This is a genomic window from Nocardioides sp. WG-D5 (genome assembly GCF_054031175.1).
Genome location: NZ_CM132928.1, coordinates 5049088 through 5067812, shown reverse-complemented (window position 1 = coordinate 5067812; position 18725 = coordinate 5049088). Strand labels below are relative to the sequence as shown.

The 18725-nt window shown below is 70.2% G+C and carries 18 protein-coding genes; all 18 read right to left on the bottom strand.

The features are described from left to right. Nucleotides 1-56: 56 nt before the first annotated feature. The 18 genes from ACWZJV_RS24505 to ACWZJV_RS24420 all read right to left on the bottom strand — a co-directional run bounded on the left by ACWZJV_RS24505 (nt 57) and on the right by ACWZJV_RS24420 (nt 18657). A complete protein-coding gene (locus tag ACWZJV_RS24505) occupies nt 57-524 on the bottom strand; it encodes an N-acetyltransferase family protein (protein ID WP_457179181.1) in 468 nt (155 codons plus the stop codon). Next, nucleotides 502-1443 carry an RluA family pseudouridine synthase gene (locus ACWZJV_RS24500; protein WP_457179180.1) on the bottom strand — a complete coding sequence of 314 codons (942 nt, stop codon included), beginning with the start codon at nt 1441-1443 and terminating at the stop codon, nt 502-504. Before ACWZJV_RS24500 ends, ACWZJV_RS24505 begins: the two co-directional genes overlap by 23 nt. Beyond that, on the bottom strand, nt 1440-1982 hold the full coding sequence (gene lspA / locus ACWZJV_RS24495; protein ID WP_307785644.1) for a signal peptidase II: 543 nt from the start codon (nt 1980-1982) through the stop codon (nt 1440-1442). The genes ACWZJV_RS24500 and lspA overlap by 4 nt, the downstream gene beginning before the upstream one ends. Nucleotides 1983-2011: 29 nt before the next feature. Next, entirely contained in the window at nt 2012-2440 is a 429-nt protein-coding gene (locus ACWZJV_RS24490; RefSeq protein ID WP_008363012.1) for a TraR/DksA family transcriptional regulator, read from the bottom strand. Between the two features lie 462 nt (nt 2441-2902). Next, nucleotides 2903-3670: a DivIVA domain-containing protein gene (locus ACWZJV_RS24485; protein ID WP_040757109.1), complete on the bottom strand. Its 768-nt coding sequence runs from the start codon at nt 3668-3670 to the stop codon at nt 2903-2905. Nucleotides 3671-3823: 153 nt separating this feature from the next. After that, nucleotides 3824-4309, bottom strand: coding sequence for a cell division protein SepF (locus ACWZJV_RS24480; RefSeq protein WP_008363014.1), 486 nt, complete (start codon nt 4307-4309; stop codon nt 3824-3826). Between the two features lie 36 nt (nt 4310-4345). Then, nucleotides 4346-5047: a YggS family pyridoxal phosphate-dependent enzyme gene (locus tag ACWZJV_RS24475; RefSeq protein ID WP_008363015.1), complete on the bottom strand. Its 702-nt coding sequence runs from the start codon at nt 5045-5047 to the stop codon at nt 4346-4348. Further along, nucleotides 5047-5757, bottom strand: coding sequence for a peptidoglycan editing factor PgeF (pgeF, locus tag ACWZJV_RS24470; RefSeq protein WP_008363017.1), 711 nt, complete (start codon nt 5755-5757; stop codon nt 5047-5049). The genes ACWZJV_RS24475 and pgeF overlap by 1 nt, the downstream gene beginning before the upstream one ends. 9 nt (nt 5758-5766) lie before the next feature. Then, nucleotides 5767-7011: a cell division protein FtsZ gene (gene ftsZ, locus ACWZJV_RS24465; RefSeq protein WP_457179179.1), complete on the bottom strand. Its 1245-nt coding sequence runs from the start codon at nt 7009-7011 to the stop codon at nt 5767-5769. Between the two features lie 225 nt (nt 7012-7236). Then, nucleotides 7237-8211 (bottom strand): cell division protein FtsQ/DivIB, encoded by a 975-nt coding sequence (locus ACWZJV_RS24460; RefSeq protein WP_457179178.1) that lies wholly within the window; start codon nt 8209-8211, stop codon nt 7237-7239. 17 nt (nt 8212-8228) lie between these two features. Beyond that, the gene (gene murC, locus ACWZJV_RS24455; protein ID WP_008363022.1) at nt 8229-9647 is read right to left on the bottom strand and encodes a UDP-N-acetylmuramate--L-alanine ligase; all 1419 of its coding nucleotides are present in this window, start codon (nt 9645-9647) and stop codon (nt 8229-8231) included. Continuing rightward, nucleotides 9644-10720 (bottom strand): undecaprenyldiphospho-muramoylpentapeptide beta-N-acetylglucosaminyltransferase, encoded by a 1077-nt coding sequence (murG, locus tag ACWZJV_RS24450; RefSeq protein WP_008363024.1) that lies wholly within the window; start codon nt 10718-10720, stop codon nt 9644-9646. Before murG ends, murC begins: the two co-directional genes overlap by 4 nt. A gap of 13 nt (nt 10721-10733) precedes the next feature. Next, on the bottom strand, nt 10734-12026 hold the full coding sequence (gene ftsW / locus ACWZJV_RS24445) for a putative lipid II flippase FtsW (protein WP_008363026.1): 1293 nt from the start codon (nt 12024-12026) through the stop codon (nt 10734-10736). A 106-nt stretch (nt 12027-12132) separates the two neighbouring features. Next, on the bottom strand, nt 12133-13596 hold the full coding sequence (murD, locus tag ACWZJV_RS24440; RefSeq protein WP_457179177.1) for a UDP-N-acetylmuramoyl-L-alanine--D-glutamate ligase: 1464 nt from the start codon (nt 13594-13596) through the stop codon (nt 12133-12135). Continuing rightward, nucleotides 13596-14714 carry a phospho-N-acetylmuramoyl-pentapeptide-transferase gene (mraY, locus tag ACWZJV_RS24435; protein ID WP_040757062.1) on the bottom strand — a complete coding sequence of 373 codons (1119 nt, stop codon included), beginning with the start codon at nt 14712-14714 and terminating at the stop codon, nt 13596-13598. Before mraY ends, murD begins: the two co-directional genes overlap by 1 nt. Before the next feature lie 138 nt (nt 14715-14852). Further along, nucleotides 14853-16391 (bottom strand): UDP-N-acetylmuramoyl-L-alanyl-D-glutamate--2,6-diaminopimelate ligase, encoded by a 1539-nt coding sequence (locus ACWZJV_RS24430; protein WP_008363035.1) that lies wholly within the window; start codon nt 16389-16391, stop codon nt 14853-14855. Nucleotides 16392-16451: 60 nt separating this feature from the next. Next, on the bottom strand, nt 16452-18077 hold the full coding sequence (locus ACWZJV_RS24425) for an MFS transporter (RefSeq protein ID WP_457179176.1): 1626 nt from the start codon (nt 18075-18077) through the stop codon (nt 16452-16454). Nucleotides 18078-18222: 145 nt separating this feature from the next. Further along, nucleotides 18223-18657, bottom strand: coding sequence for a MarR family winged helix-turn-helix transcriptional regulator (locus ACWZJV_RS24420; RefSeq protein ID WP_008363040.1), 435 nt, complete (start codon nt 18655-18657; stop codon nt 18223-18225). Nucleotides 18658-18725: the final 68 nt, after the last annotated feature.

Sequence of the window (18725 nt, the reverse complement as noted above, 5' to 3'; positions counted from 1 at the left end):
GACGTCTCGGCCGTCAGAAGTGACGTCTCGACCGACCGGAGTGACTTCTCGGCGGATCAGGGCCAGGCCATGCGTACGTCGGGGGTCTTCTCCTCGTTGGCGGAGCCGTCGGTGCGCTCGACCTCGCGGAGGCCGTGGCGGGCGTAGAAGGCTCGCGCGGGGGTGTTCATCTCGAAGACCCACAGGTCGAAGCCGTCGGGGGCCAGGGACTTCACCAGGTCGAGCAGCATGGTGCCGAGGCCGGTGCCCTGCGCGCGGGGGTGGACGAAGAGGTCGTCGAGCCAGGTCGGGGTGAAGGCGGCGAAGGCCGAGACCTCGCCGGCGAGCTCGGCGACCCAGACCTCCGAGCCCTTCTGGGGCGCGAGCACCTTGACCGCGAGCCACTCCCGGATGTCCGACTCCGGGTGGATCGGAGCCGGCATCAGCGCGGCGCCCCGGGCCTCGACGTAGGTGCGGACGATCTCGGCGATGTCCTCGGGATCCGCGGGCCGGAGCACCGCCTCAGTCGGAGTCGCGGATGACATCTAGCGCATGCCGGAGGTCGTCGGGGTAGGTCGACTCGAACGTGACGTACTCACCGGTCTCCGGGTGATCGAAGCCGAGCTGCACCGCGTGCAGCCACTGCCGCTCGAGCCCGACGCGGCGGGCGAGGGCCGGGTCGGCACCGTAGGTGAGGTCGCCGACGCACGGGTGCTTCAGCGCCGACATGTGGACCCGGATCTGGTGGGTGCGCCCGGTCTCGAGGTGGATCTTCAGCAGCGAGGCGAAGCGGTGCGCCTCGAGCGTCTCGTAGTGGGTCACCGAGTGGCGGCCGTCGGCGCGGACGGCGAACTTGTAGTCGTACTTCGGGTTGCGCCCGATCGGGGCGTCGATCGTCCCCTCGAGCGGGTCCGGGTGGCCCTGGACCAGCGCGTGGTAGGTCTTGTCGACCGTACGCTGCCGGAAGGCGTTCTTGAGGACGGAGTAGGCGTGCTCGGACTTGGCGATCACCATCACGCCGGAGGTGCCGACGTCGAGGCGCTGGACGATGCCCTCGCGCTCCTTGGCCCCCGAGGTGGAGATCCGGAAGCCGGCCGCGGCGAGGTGACCGACGACGGTCTGGCCCTGCCAGCCCGGCGAGGGGTGCACCGCCACGCCGACGGGCTTGTCGATCACCACGAAGGCGTCGTCGTCGTAGATGATCTTGATGCCCTCGACGATCTCGGGCTTGATCTCGAGCGGGTCGGCCTGGGACGGGATGGTGGCGTCGAGCATCGACCCGGCGCTGACCCGGTCGCTCTTGGCCACCGCCGAGCCGTCCACGGTCACCAGCCCGTCGGCGATCAGCTCCGCGGCCCGGGTGCGGGACAGGCCGAACAGCCGCGCCATGGCGGCATCCACCCGCTCCCCCTCCAGGCCGTCGGGGACGAGCAGCGTGCGCTGGTCGGCGTGACCGAAGTTCACTTCGCCTCGCCCTCGGAGGTGTCCTCGGTCTTGCCGTCGGTCTTCTCCTCGGCGCCGCGGTCGACGGTCCCGTCGAGCCCGATCCCCTTGAACGAGAGGATCACGATCATCACCGCAGCGACGTTGATGCACATGTCGGCGACGTTGAAGATCGGCCAGTTGGGCAGCTGCAGGAAGTCGACGACGTGGCCGACGTAGAACCCGGGCTCACGCAGCAGCCGGTCGATCAGGTTGCCGCTGATGCCGGCGACGAGGATGCCGAGCGCGAACGCCCAGCCCCGGTGGCGCGCCCGGCGCGCGAACCAGAGCACACCGATCGTGGCCACGATCGAGAGCGTCGTGAAGAACCAGGTGAACCCGGTCCCCGTCGAGAACGCCGCACCCGGGTTGCGGATGATGTTGAGCTGCAGCACGGAGCCGATCAGCTCCTGCGGCTGCCCGGGAACGAGCGTCGCGACCGCCCAGAGCTTCGTCAGCTGGTCGATGACCAGCAGAAGCACTGCGACGGTCGCGAACTCTGCCCATCGAACAGGGCGCACGTCGGACTCTGGACCGGTGTGTGCGTCGCTCAGCGACGCTCCTCGCGCTGCTTGCATGTCATGCACAGTGTGGCACGGGGGAACGCCATGAGCCGCATCTTGCCGATCGGCTCACCGCAGGACTCACAGATGCCGTACGTGCCGTCCTCGAGGTATCCCAGGACGCGCTCGATCTGGGCCAGCTTGTCCTTCTCGCTGTTGACCACGGTCAGCTCGTGGTCACGCTCGAAGCTGGTCGCCCCCATGTCGGCCTGGTCCTGGCCGGCGCCGTCGCCGGAGTCCTTCATCAGCCCGGAGAGCTCGGTCTCGAGAGCGGTCAGCACCTCGAGGCTGTGAGCCCTCATCTCGTGGAGCTCGTCGACGACCTCGTTGAGCTCGTCCTTGGTCCACGGGTCCTCGCCGTCCTTGACCTTCAGCTGGTCAGGAGAGACGACGGTCTTGGTTGCTTTCTTAGGCACGGCACTCGCTTTCTGGTGTGATACACGGCCCCCCGGGCCGCACGGTGGTCAAGGTTTGGCTAGGCGCTCGCCGTGGCCACCGACGTGGAAGCCATGACTGCGAGGCTGGTATTCCCAGAAAGCTCGGACGGCATCACGTGGATGCGTCCGACGGTCGCTACGACGCGACCGCTCATCGGTACGGACATGGAGTCCCCTTTCTCCTGCCATCACTCCGCGCCGCCGAGTCGGTGCGGAGTGCGTGCCCGGAATGTAGCCCGGGATCGTGCTCCACTCAACTAACACACCGAAACTCCACTCATATTGGTCCGCAGCGCGGAAAAACCGCACAATCCACGTACAGGACCCACCTCACCTGCTACAACGCGTTTCTGCGCCGTACCCGTCAGAGAGGGCGCGGACATGCGCATCGGCCGGTCCCGCGTCGCGGGACCGGCCGATGGAAGCCTGACTACGAGGGACTCAGCCCTCGTCCTCCCCCAGGATGGAACGCAGGCGCTTCGGCGCCGGGCCCGACTCGTTGACGGCGGCCGCCATGACGGGCGCCTGCGACTCAGCCGAGTTGTTCAGCGCGTCGAGCTGCTGCGTGAAGTAGCTCTTCAGGCGCGAACGGTACTCACGCTCGAAGTTGCGCAGCGTGTCGACCTCGGTGGTCAGGTTGTCCTTCTCACGCTCCAGCTCGCCGAAGAGCTGCTGACGACGCTCGGCGGTCTCGCTGTCGAGCATCTGCGCACGGGTGCGCGCGTCCGCCTCCATGCGGTCGGCCTTCGCCTTCGACTCGGCCTCGAGGCGCTCGGCCTTGGTGCGGGCCTCCCCGACGATCTTGTCGGCGTCGTTCTTCGCCGTGTCGATGAGCGCGTCGTGGTTGCGCGTGGCCAGCTCGAGCAGTCGCGCCGCCGCGTTGGAGGCCTCCGGCACGGTCTCGACCCTGATCGTCTCGATGCCGCCGGTCTGCGGTGCCTCCTGGTACATCGGCATCTGGTGCGAGACCGGCTCGGGGGCCGGCATCGGCTCAGGCGCAGGCGGCTCGGGAGCCATCGGGAAGGACGGACCCCCACCCGACTGCGCAGATGCCAACTTCCCGCGAAGGTCGTCGTTCTCCCGGGTGAGACGTGCCAGTTCGGCCTCGACCTCGTCGAGGAACTGGTCCACCTCGCCCATGTCGTAGCCCTCGCGGAGCCGGACGGGAGTAAAGCGCTTGTTGCTCACGTCCTCTGGCGTCAGCGGCATGACCTCACCCATTCATTACTCGGTTGACTCAGACGTACGGACTGCACCGCCGGGGGGCGGCATCAGGTTAATGCTGTCGAAACTCTAGCGCCTGTCCGTAGACATGCCAGATGCGGACCGCATCCAGGCACCCACAGGCAGGTGTCGAAGGCCTCAGCTCTGGTTGAAGAAGCCGCCCTCAACGATCCTCTGCTTGGCCTCAGCCGTGACCGAAACGTTCGCAGGTGAGATAAGAAACACCTTGTTGGTGACCCTCTCGATGTTCCCATAGGTAGCAAAGATCAAGCCGGCCGCAAAGTCGACAAGCCGTTTTGCGTCCGCATCATTCATCTCGGTGAGGTTCATGATCACCGGCGTGCCGTCGCGGTAGTTCTCGCCGACCTGACGTGCTTCGTTGTAGGACGTCGGAGTCAGCGTGATGATCTTGGAAAGCTCTGCCACTGCAGGCACCACCGTTGCTCGTCGCCGCTCGGAAAGGTCAGCCACCGGGGCGGGACGAGACTGCTTCGACCGCACCGGCGCCTTGACGGCCTGGTGGGAGCGGGTCTCGTCGTCATCACCCTCGTAGACGTCGTCGTCGTACCCGGTGTCTTCCAACAGGCCGAGGTATTCACCGAACCTGCGCATCGCGCCGCTCATGCTGCCACCTTCCCCAAAGTATTGCTGACCGAGACATTACTTGACAGTTGGCCTCTCTCCGAGGACCGCAGACCCGACACGTACGTGTGTCGCGCCATGGGCAATCGCCTGTTCCAGGTCTCCGCTCATCCCTGCCGACAGCACCGTCGCCTCGGGATACTCGACCAGGAAGTCCTCCCGGATCCGCGCCAGCCGGACGAATGCCGGGTCCGGATCCTCGCCGAGGGGCGCCACCGCCATCAAGCCCCGGAGGCGGAGACCGTCGGTCTCCATGACCTCCGCCGCGAGGTCGCGTACGTCACCGGGGTCCGCCCCGGCGCGCCCCTCGCGCCCGGGCGGGTCGAGCGAGACCTGCAGGAGGACGTCGAGGATCTGGCCGCGCTCGCCCGCGCCACGGCTGAGCCGGGACAGCAGCGAGGAACGGTCGACGGACTCGACCACGTCGGCATAGCTCGCCACGGCGGCCGCCTTGTTGGACTGGAGCCCGCCGATGTAGTGCCAGCGCAGCCCCAGGTCGGCGCACTCGGCCGCCTTGGCCGCCGCCTCCTGGTGCCGGTTCTCGCCGACGTCGGTGACACCGAGACCGGCCAGGATGCGTACGTCGGAGGCGGGGAAGAACTTGGTGACCACGACCAGGTGGACGTCCTCGGCGGGGCGACCGGCGGCCTTGGCCGCCACGGCGATCCGCTCGCGGGTCTCGGCGAGGCCGGCGGCGATCTCAGCGACGCGGTCCGCCATCAGGCACCCCGCAGCCGGATCAGCGCGCCCAGCGACATGCCGGCGCCGTCGCGGCGGTAGGAGTAGAGGTCTTCGGACTCGCGGGTGCAGCGGCTGGCGTCGACCGCCTCGACACCCTCGCGGGCCAGCTGCGCGAGCACTCCGGCGCCGACGTCAAGGCTGGGGGTGCCCCAGCTCGTGGTGGCGCGCGTGGCCGGCTCGACCGCGGCGATCTCCTCCTGCATCTCGGCAGGCACCTCGTAGCACTTGCCGCACACGTGCGGTCCGACCCAGGCCTTGATCCGGGTCGCGCCCAGGGCACGCATCCGGGCGATGGTCGCGGGCACGACCCCGACCGCCATCCCCTTGCGTCCGGCGTGGGCGGCGCCGATGACACCGGCCGCCTCGTCCGCGAACAGCACGGGTACGCAGTCGGCGGTGCGGACCAGCAGCACCAGGTCACGCTCCGTGGTGACGATGCCGTCCGCCTCGGGGCGGGCGCCGCACTCCGCGTCGACGACCGCGTTGCCGTGGACCTGGTAGAGGTCGGCGTAGGGCGCGCCGTCGGCGAAGTCGGCCAGCAGCAGCCGGTGGTTCTCGGCCTTGGCCTCCGGCGAGTCCGAGCCGTTGACCGCCAGGTTGAGCTCGGCGTAGGGAGCACGGCTGACCCCGCCGTACCTGTCGGTGAACGCCAGGTCGACGAGGCCTGCGGAGGCTCGGAAGGAGTACAAGCGGGCGCCTTACTTCAAGAAGTCGGGAACGTCGAGCTCATCATCGCTGAACTGGACGCTCGGAGCGGGCTTCTTGGCGACCGGAGCGGGCTCGGCCGGCGGCGTCGCCGGCGGAGGCGTCGCGGGCGCGGCCGGAGCGGGCTTGGCGGGCTTGGCCGGCTCGGCCGGGGTCTCCTCGGCCTCCTCGGCGCGCCGGGTCGCGACCGCGGCGGCCACGGCGGCGGTCTCGCCGTTGTTGGCGGACTGCGAGCTGGTGGAGCGGCCCTGCACGCTGCCGAGCGCCGAGGCGCCCTCGCGGCGCTTGGGCATGCCGCCGTCGAAGCCGGCCGCGATCACGGTGACCCGGACCTCGTCGCCGAGCGCGTCGTCGATGGTCGCGCCGAAGATGATGTTGGCCTCCTGGTGGACCGCGTCGGCGACCAGCGCGGCGGCCTCGTTGATCTCGAACAGACCGAGGTCGGACCCGCCCGCGATCGAGAGCAGGACACCGTGGGCACCGTCGATGGACGCCTCCAGCAGCGGCGAGGAGACGGCCATCTCGGCGGCCTCGACGCTGCGGTTGTCACCGCGCGCGGACCCGATGCCCATCAGCGCCGAGCCGGCGTTGGACATGACCGACTTCACGTCGGCGAAGTCGAGGTTGATCAGGCCGGGGGTGGTGATCAGGTCGGTGATGCCGGAGACACCCTGCAGCAGCACCTGGTCCGCCTGGCGGAACGCGTCCATCACCGAGACGTTGCGGTCCGAGATCGACAGCAGCCGGTCGTTGGGGATGACGATGAGGGTGTCGACCTCCTCGCGGAGCTTGCTGATCCCCTCCTCGGCGGAGTTGGCGCGACGGCGGCCCTCGAAGGCGAACGGGCGGGTCACCACACCGATGGTCAGCGCACCGAGGCTGCGGGCGATGCGGGCCACGACCGGGGCACCACCCGTGCCGGTGCCGCCACCCTCGCCGGCGGTCACGAAGACCATGTCGGCGCCCTTGATGACCTCTTCGATCTCGTCGGCGTGGTCCTCGGCGGCGCTCTCCCCCACGCTCGGGTTGGCGCCGGCACCGAGACCGCGGGTCAGCTCACGACCGATGTCGAGCTTGACGTCGGCGTCGCTCATCAGCAGCGCCTGGGCGTCGGTGTTGATGGCGATGAACTCGACCCCCTTGAGGCCGACCTCGATCATCCGGTTGACAGCGTTGACGCCGCCGCCACCGATGCCGACGACCTTGATGATCGCCAGATAGTTCTGTGCAGCTCCCACGGTGGTCGCCCCTTCGATCGCTGGTTGGTCCTTACGGCGGGTTTCTCAACCCTTACCCTCAGGCTGAGGGTTATAGTTATGTCAACCTCGCCGTTCTCAGAACAGTAGGCAGACGTACGTGCTCGAACTGGCGCGACACGCGGGTGCGGATCAGTTGTGCCGATCTCGTGCCGTCCGGTAGGGGCAATGTGGCAAAGCCGTCCGGTAGAGAATGCGCGCTCCGGATCAGCCGACGCTCTTGCTGGTGACCGGCTGGCCGGGCACGGAGACGTCGTAGCGGGCCACGTCGGGCTCCGCCTTCATCAGGGCGACCAGCACATCGGCCTTGGTGTCGGACTGGGCGCTGCTCCCCCACACCACGCGCTTGTCGTTGCGCAGCTCCAGCGAGATCGAGTCGACGGTGGTCACCTCGACGTGGTCGACCCGCTTGGCCAGGTCGGCCGGGAGCGCCGAGGCCACCGCGGCGGCCTCGCGCAGAGCATCGGAGTTGGTGCCGGTCACGGTGTTCACCATCGGCAGGCCGCGCGGCGCCTTCTCGTAGTCCCAGAAGACGGTGCCGGTCTCGTCCAGGGCCCGCAGCCGGCCGCCGATGGAGACGACCGCCACCGGCGTACGTTCGGTGACGTCGACGCGGATCTTGTCGGGCCACTCGCGGGAGACGTTGACCGAGCGCACCATCGGCAGCCCGTTGAGCACCCGCACCTGCACGGCCTCCAGGTCGGCGGTGGCCAGCGGCTCCCCGACCGGTGCCGCGGCGAACTCGACGACCTGCTTGGCGCTGGTCATCTTCATCGTGCCGTGCACCGAGGTGCCCTTCACCTGCAGCCAGGTGGAGAAGTAGACCGCCCAGATCCCGCCGATCAGGAGGGCGATGACCAGGGTGCCGACGATGAGGTAGCGCCAGGCGAGCCAGCGCCGGCGCCACTGGCGACGGGCGAAGGCCTTGCGGCTCTTGAGCGTCGCGGCGTCGACCGCCGGCCGCTCCGCGTCAGCCGCCGGATCCAGATCCGGCCGCGGCTCCTCGGTCGACCCGGTCGATTCGGTCGACCCGGTCGACTCGGTGCTCTCGTCCGCGCCTGACCCGGAGCCGGCCCTGGCCTCCTCCGAGCCGAGGTCGATCTCGCGCTCCCCGGACGCCGACTGGGCGATCTCCAGGGCCTCGGCGATCTCGGTGTCGACGCCCGACCCCTCCTCCGGCATGCTCGCCTCCCCCAGCGTTACTGCTCAGCCTTACGTAGTCTGGCAAGCACCATCGGGCCCACCTCCGTCACGGTACCCGCTCCGAGAGTCAGAACCAGGTCACCCGGACGGGCGCGGCGGGCCAGCTCGACGGCGGCCTCCTCGAGCCCGGCGACGCTGACCACCCGGTCGGGCGGCAGCGGCACCGCGTCGGCGACGAGCTTGCCGGTGACCTCGGGGTCGTAGTCCTCGCGGGCCAGGTAGACGTCGAGGACGACGACCTCGTCGGCCGCGCCGAGCACGCGGCCCATCTCCTCGCCGAAGATCCGGGTGCGCGAGACCATGTGGGGCTGGAAGGCCACGATCAGCCGCCCCTCCCCCGCCACCGACCGGCCGGAGACCAGGTCGCCGGCGATCTCGGAGGGGTGGTGGGCGTAGGAGTCGTAGACGCGTACGCCTGCGGCCTCTCCCTTGCGCTCCATCCGCCGCCGGGTGCCGGTGAACGACTCCAGGCCCGCCTTGAGCAGGTCGAAGGAGTGGCCGAGGCGCAGGCCCACCGTGAGCGCGGCGAGCGCGTCGGCGACGTAGTGGCGCCCGGGGATCTGCAGCGTGATCCGGCCCAGCTCGTCGAGCCCGTCGACGACGGTGAACGAGGAGGTGGTGCCCTCCAGGACGATGTCGACGGCGCGTACGTCGGCCAGCTCCGACTCACCGACGCCGATGAAGCGGCGGCCCAGGGAGTGGGCGACGTGGCGCAGGTCGGCGGCGCCGGGGTCGTCGATGACCGCGACCAGGAACCCGTCGGGGGCCAGTCGCCCCACGAACTGGGCGAAGCCCTCGCGGTAGGCCTCCTCGGTGCCCCACTGGTCGAGGTGGTCGGCCTCGACGTTGGTGACGACCGCGGCGTAGGGCTTGTAGACCAGGAAGGCGCCGTCGGACTCGTCGGCCTCGGCGACGAACAGGTCGCTGGACCCCTCGGCGGCGTTGGTGCCCGAGGCGGCCAGCTCGCCACCGACCGTGTAGGTCGGCGCGGCGCCCGCGGCCTGCAGGGAGACGGTCAGCAGCGAGGTGGTGGTGGTCTTGCCGTGGGTGCCGGCGACGGCGAGGACGCGGCGGCCCTCCATCACCGAGGCCAGCCCGGCCGAGCGGGGGTAGATCCGCAGGCCCTTCTCGACAGCCGCGACGTACTCCGGGTTGTCCTCGCGGATCGCCGTGGAGACGATCAGCGTGTCGACGCCGTCGACCTGGGAGGCGTCGTGGCCGACGAAGACGGTCGCGCCCTCCTCACGCAGCGCCGCGACCATCGAGGAGTCGGCGCCGTCGCTGCCGGAGACCTCGATCCCGCGGGCCAGCATGACCCGGGCGATCGCGGACAGGCCGGCACCACCGATGCCGATGAAGTGGACCCTGCCCAGCCGCTCGGCGGGCAGGATCTGCTCGGGAACCGGAACCCTCATGACTTACCTCCTGCGACGACCTCGAAGATCATCCGCGCCAGCCGCTCGTCGGCGTCGCGCGGGACCAGGTCGCTGGCCGCCTTCGACATGGCCTCGAGCCGGGCACGGTCCGTGACGATCGGGGGTACGTGGCTGGTGACCCACGCGGCGTTCATCTCGGCGTCGGGGACCAGCACCGCGCCACCGGCGTCGACGACCGCCCGGGCGTTGAGCGACTGCTCGCCGTTGCCGATCGGGAGAGGTACGTAGACCGCCGGGACGCCCACCGCGCTCGCCTCGATCACCGAGTTGGCGCCGGAGCGGCAGATCATCAGGTCGGCGGCGGCCAGCGCGAGATCCATCCGGTCGACGTAGTTGAGCACGTGGTAGCCGGGGCCGGGCGAGGCCAGCTCGTTCTTCGGGCCGATCACGTGGAGCACCTGGATCCCGTTGCTGGCCAGGGCCGGGTAGGCGCCGGAGACCGCCTCGTTGATGGTCCGGGCGCCCTGCGAGCCGCCGGTGACCACGATCGTGGGACGGTGCTGGTCGAGCCCGAAGAAGCTGCGCGCCTCGGCACGCAGCGCCCAGCGGTCGAGCGTCGAGATCATCCGGCGGATCGGCAGGCCGATGTATTCGGCCTTGGGCAGCTTGGTGTCGGGGAAGCTCACCGCGACCCGGTCGGCGACCCGGGCGCCTGCCTTGTTGGCGAGCCCTGGCATCGCGTTGCCCTCGTGCACGACGATCGGGATGCGCCGCCGCTTCGCGGCGAGGTAGGCGGGCATCGAGACGTACCCGCCGTAGCCGACGACGACGTCGGGACGGACCCGGTCGAGGACCTCGTAGGTCGCGTCGACCGCGCCCTTGAGGTTGGCCGGCACCTTGAGCAGGTCGCTGCTGAGCTGGCGCGGCATCGGGACCGGCGGGATCAGCTCGAGCGGGTAACCCGCGGCGGGAACCACCTGGTTCTCCAGGCCGCGAGGCGTGCCGAGGCAGGTCACCTCCACGCTGGGGTCGAGACGGCGCAGGGCATCAGCCGTGGCGAGCAGGGGGGATGTGTGTCCAGCGGTGCCACCGCCGGCGAGGAGGGCCTTCATGATGCGTCAGAACTTATCGGTTGCGTTGTGCGGATCGGTAGGCGGCTGCCTGGCGCGCCCGATCCTTTGCCAAGGCTTTACGCTGCTTCAGCGCCGCCGCCGCTGCCGGTTCACGACGGGCGAAGCCGATCACGACGCCGAGCGCGACCATCGACGGGATCAGCGCCGAGCCACCGTAGGAGACCAGCGGCAGCGGGATCCCGATGACCGGCAGCAGCGCCAGCACCATGCCGACGTTGATGATCATCTGGCCGAGCAGCCAGACCAGCACGCCGAAGCTGAAGTAGCGTACGAACGGCCGGTCGGTCTGGCGCGCGACCTTGATCAGCGCGAAGGCGAGGGTCAGGAAGAGGCCGACGACGAGCAGGGTGCCGACCAGGCCGAGCTCCTCGCCCAGCACCGCGAAGATGTAGTCGGTGTGGGCCTCGGGCAGGTCGCCCCACTTCTGCTGGGAGGCCCCGATCCCCTGCCCCAGCACGCCGCCCGAGCTGAGCGCGTAGAGACCGTGGGAGGGCTGCCAGCCCTGTCCGTGGTAGTCCTTGAACGGGTCCGCGAAGCTGGTCAGCCGGGCGAGCCGCTCGGTGTCGGTGCTGATCAGGAACAACACCGAGACGCCGATGATCGAGATCGCTATCCCGAAGAGCCTGCCCGGCGCGCCGACGACCCAGAGCATCCCGAGCGCGATCGCGAAGAAGACCAGGGCGGTGCCGAGGTCCCGGCCGGCGAGGACCAGCCCCGTGGCCACCGCGATGCCGGGCAGGACCGGCATCAGCACCTCGTGGAGGCTGTCGAGGCGGCGCTCCTTGAGCGCGTAGACGTGGGCCGACCACAGCACGATCGCCAGCTTGGCGATCTCGGACGGCTGGATCTTGACCGGGCCGGCACCGATCCAGTTCTGCTGCCCGTTGACGTCGTGGCCGAGGAAGATCGTCAGGAAGAGCAGCACGCAGGCCACGACGTATCCCGGCCACGCCAGCCGGCGCAGGTCCTTGGGGCGGATCCGCGAGGCGATGAACGCGCACGGGATGCCGATGATCACCCAGAGCACCTGCCGCCCGACGATCGCGTAGGAGTTGTCCATCTGGGTGTAGGCCCACACGCTCGAGGCGCTCAGCACCATGATCAGCCCGATGGTCAGCAGCAGCGAGGTGCTGGTGAGCAGCAGGTAGTAGGCGGCCAGGGGCCGGTTCAGGGCCACCCGCAGCGCATGGAACCAGGCCTTGAGGTAGCCGAGGACCGACTTCGGGTACGCCTTGGCCTGCTCGGCCGAGCCGGCACCGGTCTGGTCGGGGCTGGTGGTCGTCACGGTCCTACCTCCCCGTTCCTGTCCCAGTACGTCCGTTACATTCTCGCCGCCGTCGCGGCGCTCCCGGCGCATCTCCCCCCGCGTGTCGGCTCCCGGCCGGGCGGGGTCAGACGGTGCGGCGTACGGCGTCGGCGAACGCGTCGCCGCGGGCCTTGTAGTCGCGGAACTGGTCCTGGCTGGCGCAGCCGGGGGCGAGCAGCACGGTGTCGCCGGGCTTGGCCAGCGCGGCGGCGATCTCGACGGCCTCCGCGAGAGCGGCCTCGCCGTCGGGGTCATCGAGCTCGACGATCTCCAGGTCACCGGCGTGGGCGGCGAGGGCCGAGGCGATCACGTCACGGTCCTGGCCGATCAGGATGACGGCGCGCAGCCGCTCGTGGATGGAGGCGACCAGGTCGTCGAAGCGGGCGCCCTTGGCCAGCCCGCCGGCGATCCAGATCACCGGGTCGTAGGCCTGCAGCGAGGCCTGGGCCGCGTGCGGGTTGGTGGCCTTGGAGTCGTCGACCCAGGTGACGCCGCCGACCTCGGCGACGACCTCGATGCGGTGGCCGTCGGGGCGGAAGGACTTCAGCCCGTCGCGTACGGCGGCCTGGGAGACCCCGTGGGCACGCGCGAGCGCGGCCGCGGCCAGCGCGTTCTGGACGTAGTGGGGCGCGGAGGAGGCCAGGTCGGAGATCTGGCACAGCTCGGCGGCCGAGGTCTGGCGCTCCTCGATGAAGGCCCGGTCGACCAGGATGTCCTCGACGACCCCCACCTGACCGACGGCCGGGGTGCCGAGCGTGAAGCCGATCGCCCGGGCGCCCTCGACGACGTCGGCCTCCTCGACCAGGTGCATGGTGGCCTCGTCGGCGACGTTGTAGACGCAGGCCCGCTCGACGCCCTCGTAGACGCGGCCCTTGTCGGCGGCGTACTCCTCCATCGAGGGGTACCAGTCGAGGTGGTCCTCGGCGATGTTGAGGACGACGGCGGCCTCGGCGGCCATCGAGGAGGTGTAGTGGAGCTGGAAGGAGGAGAGCTCGACGGCGAAGACGTCGTAGGGCTCTGGGTCCATCACGGCCTCGACGATCGGCAGGCCGACGTTGCCGACGGCCACGGACCGCAGCCCTGCCGTACGCAGGATGTTGTCGAGCATCTGCACGGTCGTGGTCTTGCCGTTGGTGCCGGTGACCGCCAGCCAGGGGGCGGCGTTGTCGGGGTCGCGCAGCCGCCAGGCCAGCTCGACCTCGCCCCAGATCGGGATCCCGCGCTCGCGCGCCTGCGCGAGCAGCGGCGCGGTCGGCCGCCAGCCGGGAGAGGTGACCACGACGTCGACGTCGTCGGGCAGCACGTGGGTGGCACCCTCACCGAGGCGAACGTCGGCACCCAGGATGCCGAGGAGCTTGGCCTTCTCCTGCCGCTCCTCGTCGCCCGGGGACTCGTCGAGCGCGATCACCGAGGCACCCAGGTGGGTCAGGTTGTCGGCGGCCGCGAAACCGGAGACGCCGAAGCCGGCCACGACCGCCTTCACGCCCTCCCAGGAGTCGTTGCGGCCCAGCTTGTCGAGCTTTTCAGCCATGTTGTCGGGCTCAGTCATCAGATGGTCGCCACCCATTCGGCGTAGAAGATTCCGAGACCGGCCGCCACGAACAGGCCGGTGATGATCCAGAACCGGATCACCACGGTGACCTGTTCCCAGCCGAGGAGCTCGAAGTGGTGATGGATCGGTGTCATCCGGAAGATCCGCTTCGGAGTTCCCGTCAGGCGGCGGGAGAGCTTGAACCAGCCCACCTGCAGCATGACCGCCGAGGTCTCCATGACGAAGAGGCCGCCGAGGATGATCAGCAGGAACTCGGTGTGGGACAGGATCGCGAAGCCGGCGAGCACGGAGCCGAGCGCGAGCGAGCCGGTGTCGCCCATGAAGATCTTCGCGGGGCTGGCGTTCCACCACAGGAAGCCGATGCAGGCGCCGCTGATCGCGGCACCGAGGATCGCCATGTCGAGCGGGTCGCGGACCTCGTAGCAGGTGCCGATCTCCACGCTCGGGCGGCCGCAGCGCTGGTTGTTCTGCCAGATCGAGATGATCGTGTAGGCGGCGAAGACGATCGCCGAGGACGCGGCCAGCAGGCCGTCCAGCCCGTCGGTGAGGTTGGTGGCGTTCGAGGTGCCGGTGACCATCACCCAGAAGATCGCCAGCAGCAGCGCGCCGCCGAGCCAGAAGAGCAGGCCGTCGCCACCGAGGAAGTGGGGACCGAAGTCACGGATGAAGGAGAGCTGGTCGGCGGCCGGCGTGATGCCGTCCTCGTTCTCCATCGCGGGATGGATCGCCACCACGCCGAAGCCCACCGCGACCAGCGTCTGCCCGACCATCTTGGACCACGCGCGCAGACCGAGGTTGCGCTGCATGAAGACCTTGATGAAGTCGTCCACGAAGCCGACGGCGGCCATGCCCACCAGGAGGAAGAGCAGCAGGTAGGCCGTCGCGCTCGGGGCGTCGCCGGTCAGCAGCTTGGCCGCGATGAAGCCCACGAGGACCGAGATCACGATCGCGACGCCACCCATGGTCGGGGTGCCGCGCTTGGTGCGGTGGGTCGTCGGCCCGTCCTCGCGGATCTCCTGGCCGTAGCCCAACTTCGTGAACTGTACGATCGCAAATCGGGTGCCGAGCAGCGAGAACAGAAGCGCAATCGCTCCGCTCAGCAAGATCGCTCTCATGTCAGCCGGGTGCCTTCCTTGCCATGCCGTTCGTGGTCCTTGCCCCCGGGCCGGTGTGCATAGCGAAGACACCGGCCCCGGGCATTCTTCCCTACGGGTTCGCCGGCTCTGCGGCACCCCGCCGTATCAGCCCATCGGTCAGTGTGTCGTCAACGCCTCGCGGACGACCTGACGGTCGTCGAACGGGTGGGTGACGCCGTTGATCTCCTGACCCGTCTCATGCCCCTTACCTGCGACGACGACGATATCGCCGGGCTGGGCGAGGCCGATCGCGCGCTCGATCGCGGCCCGCCGGTCGCCGATCTCCTCGACGCTCGCGGAGCCGCCGGTGGTGCCCGCCAGCACCTGCCGCCGGATGCTCGCCGGGTCCTCGGTGCGGGGGTTGTCGTCGGTGACGATCACGTGGTCTGCCAGGCGGGCGCTGATCTCGCCCATGATCGGCCGCTTGCCGGTATCGCGGTCTCCCCCGGCCCCGATCACCACGATCAGCCGGGACTCGGTCAGCGGGCGCAGCGTGCCGAGCGCCGCCTCGACCGCGTCCGGCTTGTGCGCGTAGTCGACCACGACGGTGAACGGCTGGCCCTCGTCGATCCGCTCGAGGCGACCCGGGACGCCGGAGCCCTTGGCGAGGGCGGTGGCGACGTCGCGCACCACGGTCTCGTCGCCGTAGGCATGGTGGATGCTCGCCAGAGCGGCGAGGGTGTTGCTCACGTTGTAGTCGCCGGCCAGCGGGCTCGCGGCCGGGAACGAGAGCCCGTCGGGGCCGTGGACGGTGAAGCTGGAGCCGTCGGGGCGCAGCTCGATGTCGGTGGCGCGCCAGTCGGCGGTGTCGTCGTGCAGGGCGTAGGTCAGGATCGGGATGGTCGCCTCGGCCGCGAGCCGGCGGCCGTGCTCGTCGTCGATGTTGACGATGCCCAGCTCGGCCCGCTCGGGGGTGAACAGGTCGGCCTTCGCGGCGTAGTAGTCCTCGACCGTCTCGTGGAAGTCGAGGTGGTCGCGACCGAGGTTGAGGAAGACGGCGACGTCGAAGACGACCCCGTCGACCCGCCCCATCACCAGCGCGTGGGAGGAGACCTCCATCGCGCAGGCCTCGGTGCCCTCCTCCACCATCCGGGCGAAGAGACCGTGCAGGTCGGGCGCCTCGGGAGTGGTGAGCGGCGTCTTCACGTCGCGCCCGCCGATCCGGGTGCCGACCGTGCCGATCACGCCGGCACGGTGGCCGGAGTCGAGCAGCGCGCTCTCCGCCAGCCGGGTGGTGGTCGTCTTGCCCTGGGTGCCGGTCACGCCGATCAGCCGCAGCCTGCCCGACGGGTTGCCGTAGACGCGGGCCGAGAGGGCGCCGAGCACCTTGCGCGGCTGCTCCACGAGCAGCACCGGCACCTCGCCGAGGCCCTGGGACTCCAGCAGAGCGGCACCGGCCGCGTCGGTGAGCACCGCCACCGCTCCGGCCTCGACGGCACCGGCGGCGTAGCCGGCTCCGTGGGCCCGGCTGCCGGGGAGCGCGGCGTAGAGGTCACCCGGGAGCACCCGTTGGGAGCTCAGCGAGACCCCCGTGACACGGGCCTCGCCGCGTACGTCCAGGCCGAACTCGCCGGCCAGCTCGGCCAGCGTCACCGGCTCGGTCACTCGCGGGCGGGTCGGGCTCTGTGGATCCGCCGTCTCGTACGCACTGCTCACCTGCGAAGGTTATCCGCCCGGCGGGACGAGGTCCCGCCGGGCCGACCCCAGGCGTGGCGCTCAGGCGTGGCGCAGCTGGGCCAGCGCCGCAGCGCTGAGCTCGTGCGGCTCCTCGCCGGGGACGACGAGCACGACAGGTACGCCGGCGGTGCGCACGACCGCGGAGGTGATCGAGCCGTCGGCGAGCTGGGCGGCGCGGCCCCGCGGCGAGGAGCCGAGCGCGATGGTGCGGACCCCGGCCTCGGTGGCGTACCTGGCCAGCTCGATCCCGGCGCTGGCGTGGTCGCCGACGCTGTGCAGGACCAGGCCGGTCGCGGTCACGCCGCGAGCGGCGAGGCGGTCGAGGTGGGCGCGTACGGTCGCGGCGGCCGTCTCGGGCTCCTCGGCGTCGATCGCGAGCTCCTCGACCACCTCGGTCTCGCGGACGTGGACGACCTCCAGCGGGGCGCCCTCGGCAGCGGCCATCTCGGCGGCGCGGTCGACGACGGCATCGGCGTCGAGGGTGGCGCCGACGGCGACCAGCACCGGCCGGCCCTCACCGCGGACCGGGCCGACGGGCTCCAGCGTCGGCGCGACCGGCTCGGCGGTCTCGGCCGACTCGGCGGCCGTGATCAGCCTGTGGCCGCTGGCCAGCACGGGGATCGCGATCAGGAACGCGGCGGCCCCGACGTAGAAGGCCACCGACTGGTCGGTCGCCTCGGCGATCTTGCCCGCGGCGAACGGCGCCAGGCCACCGCCGATGAAGCGTACGAACCCGTAGGCCGAGGAGGCGATCGGCCGCTCCACCGGCGAGACCAGCATGACCGCCTGGGTGGTCAGGGTGTTGTTGAGGCCGACGAAGATGCCGGACAGGATCACGGCCACGATCACCACGGTCGGCGAGGAGACGCCCAGGCCGATGACGGTGAGGAGCACGCCGAGGCCGAGCAGGTTGACGTAGAGGGTCGGCGCGGTGCCGAAGCGGCGCTGCGCCCACGGCGCGCCCCACACGGCGAAGACGGCGACCAGGATGCCCCAGGCGAAGAAGACCCAGCCGAGCTGCAGCGGGTCGTGCAGCCCCATCGGGTAGGGCGCGTAGCCGAGCAGAGTGAAGAAGCCCCAGTTATAGAGCAGCGCCATGATGCCCATGGTCAGCAGGCCGCGGTGCCGCAGCGCGGCGATCGGGGCGAGCAGCGAGACCTTCTTCTCGGGCTTCGGTGTGGGCGGCAGGAAGACCAGCGTCGCGACCAGCGCGATCGCCATCAGCGCGGAGACACCGAAGAACGGGCCGCGCCAGGAGATGCCGCCGAGCACGCCGCCGAGGAGCGGGCCGACCGCGATGCCGAGGCCGAGCGCGGTCTCGTAGAGGATGATCGCTCCCGCGAATCCGCCTGTCGCGGAGCCGACGATGACGGCGAGGCTGGTGGAGATGAACAGCGCGTTGCCCAGGCCCCAGCCGGCGCGGAAGCCGACGATGCCGTCCACGCCGTCGACGGTCCCGGCCAGCCCGGCGAACACGACGATCAGGACCAGACCGAGGATCAGCGTCCACTTCGCGCCGATCCGGCTGGAGACCCAGCCGACGCCGATCATCGCCACGGCGGTCACCACCAGATAGCTGGTGAACAGCAGCGACACCTGCGCCGGCGTCGCCCTCAGCTCCTCGGCCAGCACCGGCAGGATCGGGTCGACGAGCCCGATGCCCATGAACGACACCACGCACGCGAACGCGACCGCCCACACGGCGCGAGGTTGCTTGAACGGACTTGCGGCAGCTGCCCCTTGGTGGGAGCTCATACTTCTTGCCTCTTCTCAGACGTTGTTTCGTACGCGTCGACGGCTGGCCGGCGCGTCAGGAATCGAGCACGGCGTCGACGAGCCGGTCGAGCGCGGGCAGCGCCGCCGCGATCGCGGCACGGTCCTCGGCGGAGACCCGGGCCAGGGCGGCGTCGAGCACACCGGCTCGCTGGCCCCTCCTCGCCTCGAGCACCTCTCGCCCGGCGTCGGTGATCTCGACCAGGACCGCCCTGCGGTCGGCGTCGTCGGCGACGCGGGCGAGCATCCCCTGCCGGGTGAGCCGGTTGACCAGCTGCGTCATCGCGGGCTGGGAAACCCCGGCGGTCCTGGCCAGGTCGGTGACCCGCTGCGCCCCGGTCCGGGCGAGCACCCCGAGCACCGTCGCCGCGGTCGGCGAGATGTCTCCTGCGGTCGACACCTCGCGCACCAGCCGCACCACCTTCTCGAGGGAGAGCGACAGGTCACGGCCGGAGGCTGGAGTCGTACTCACCAGAGAAACATAACATATCTATGTTATGTTTTCGGCCTGGAACTTCTGTCTCATCCGTCACAGCGCAC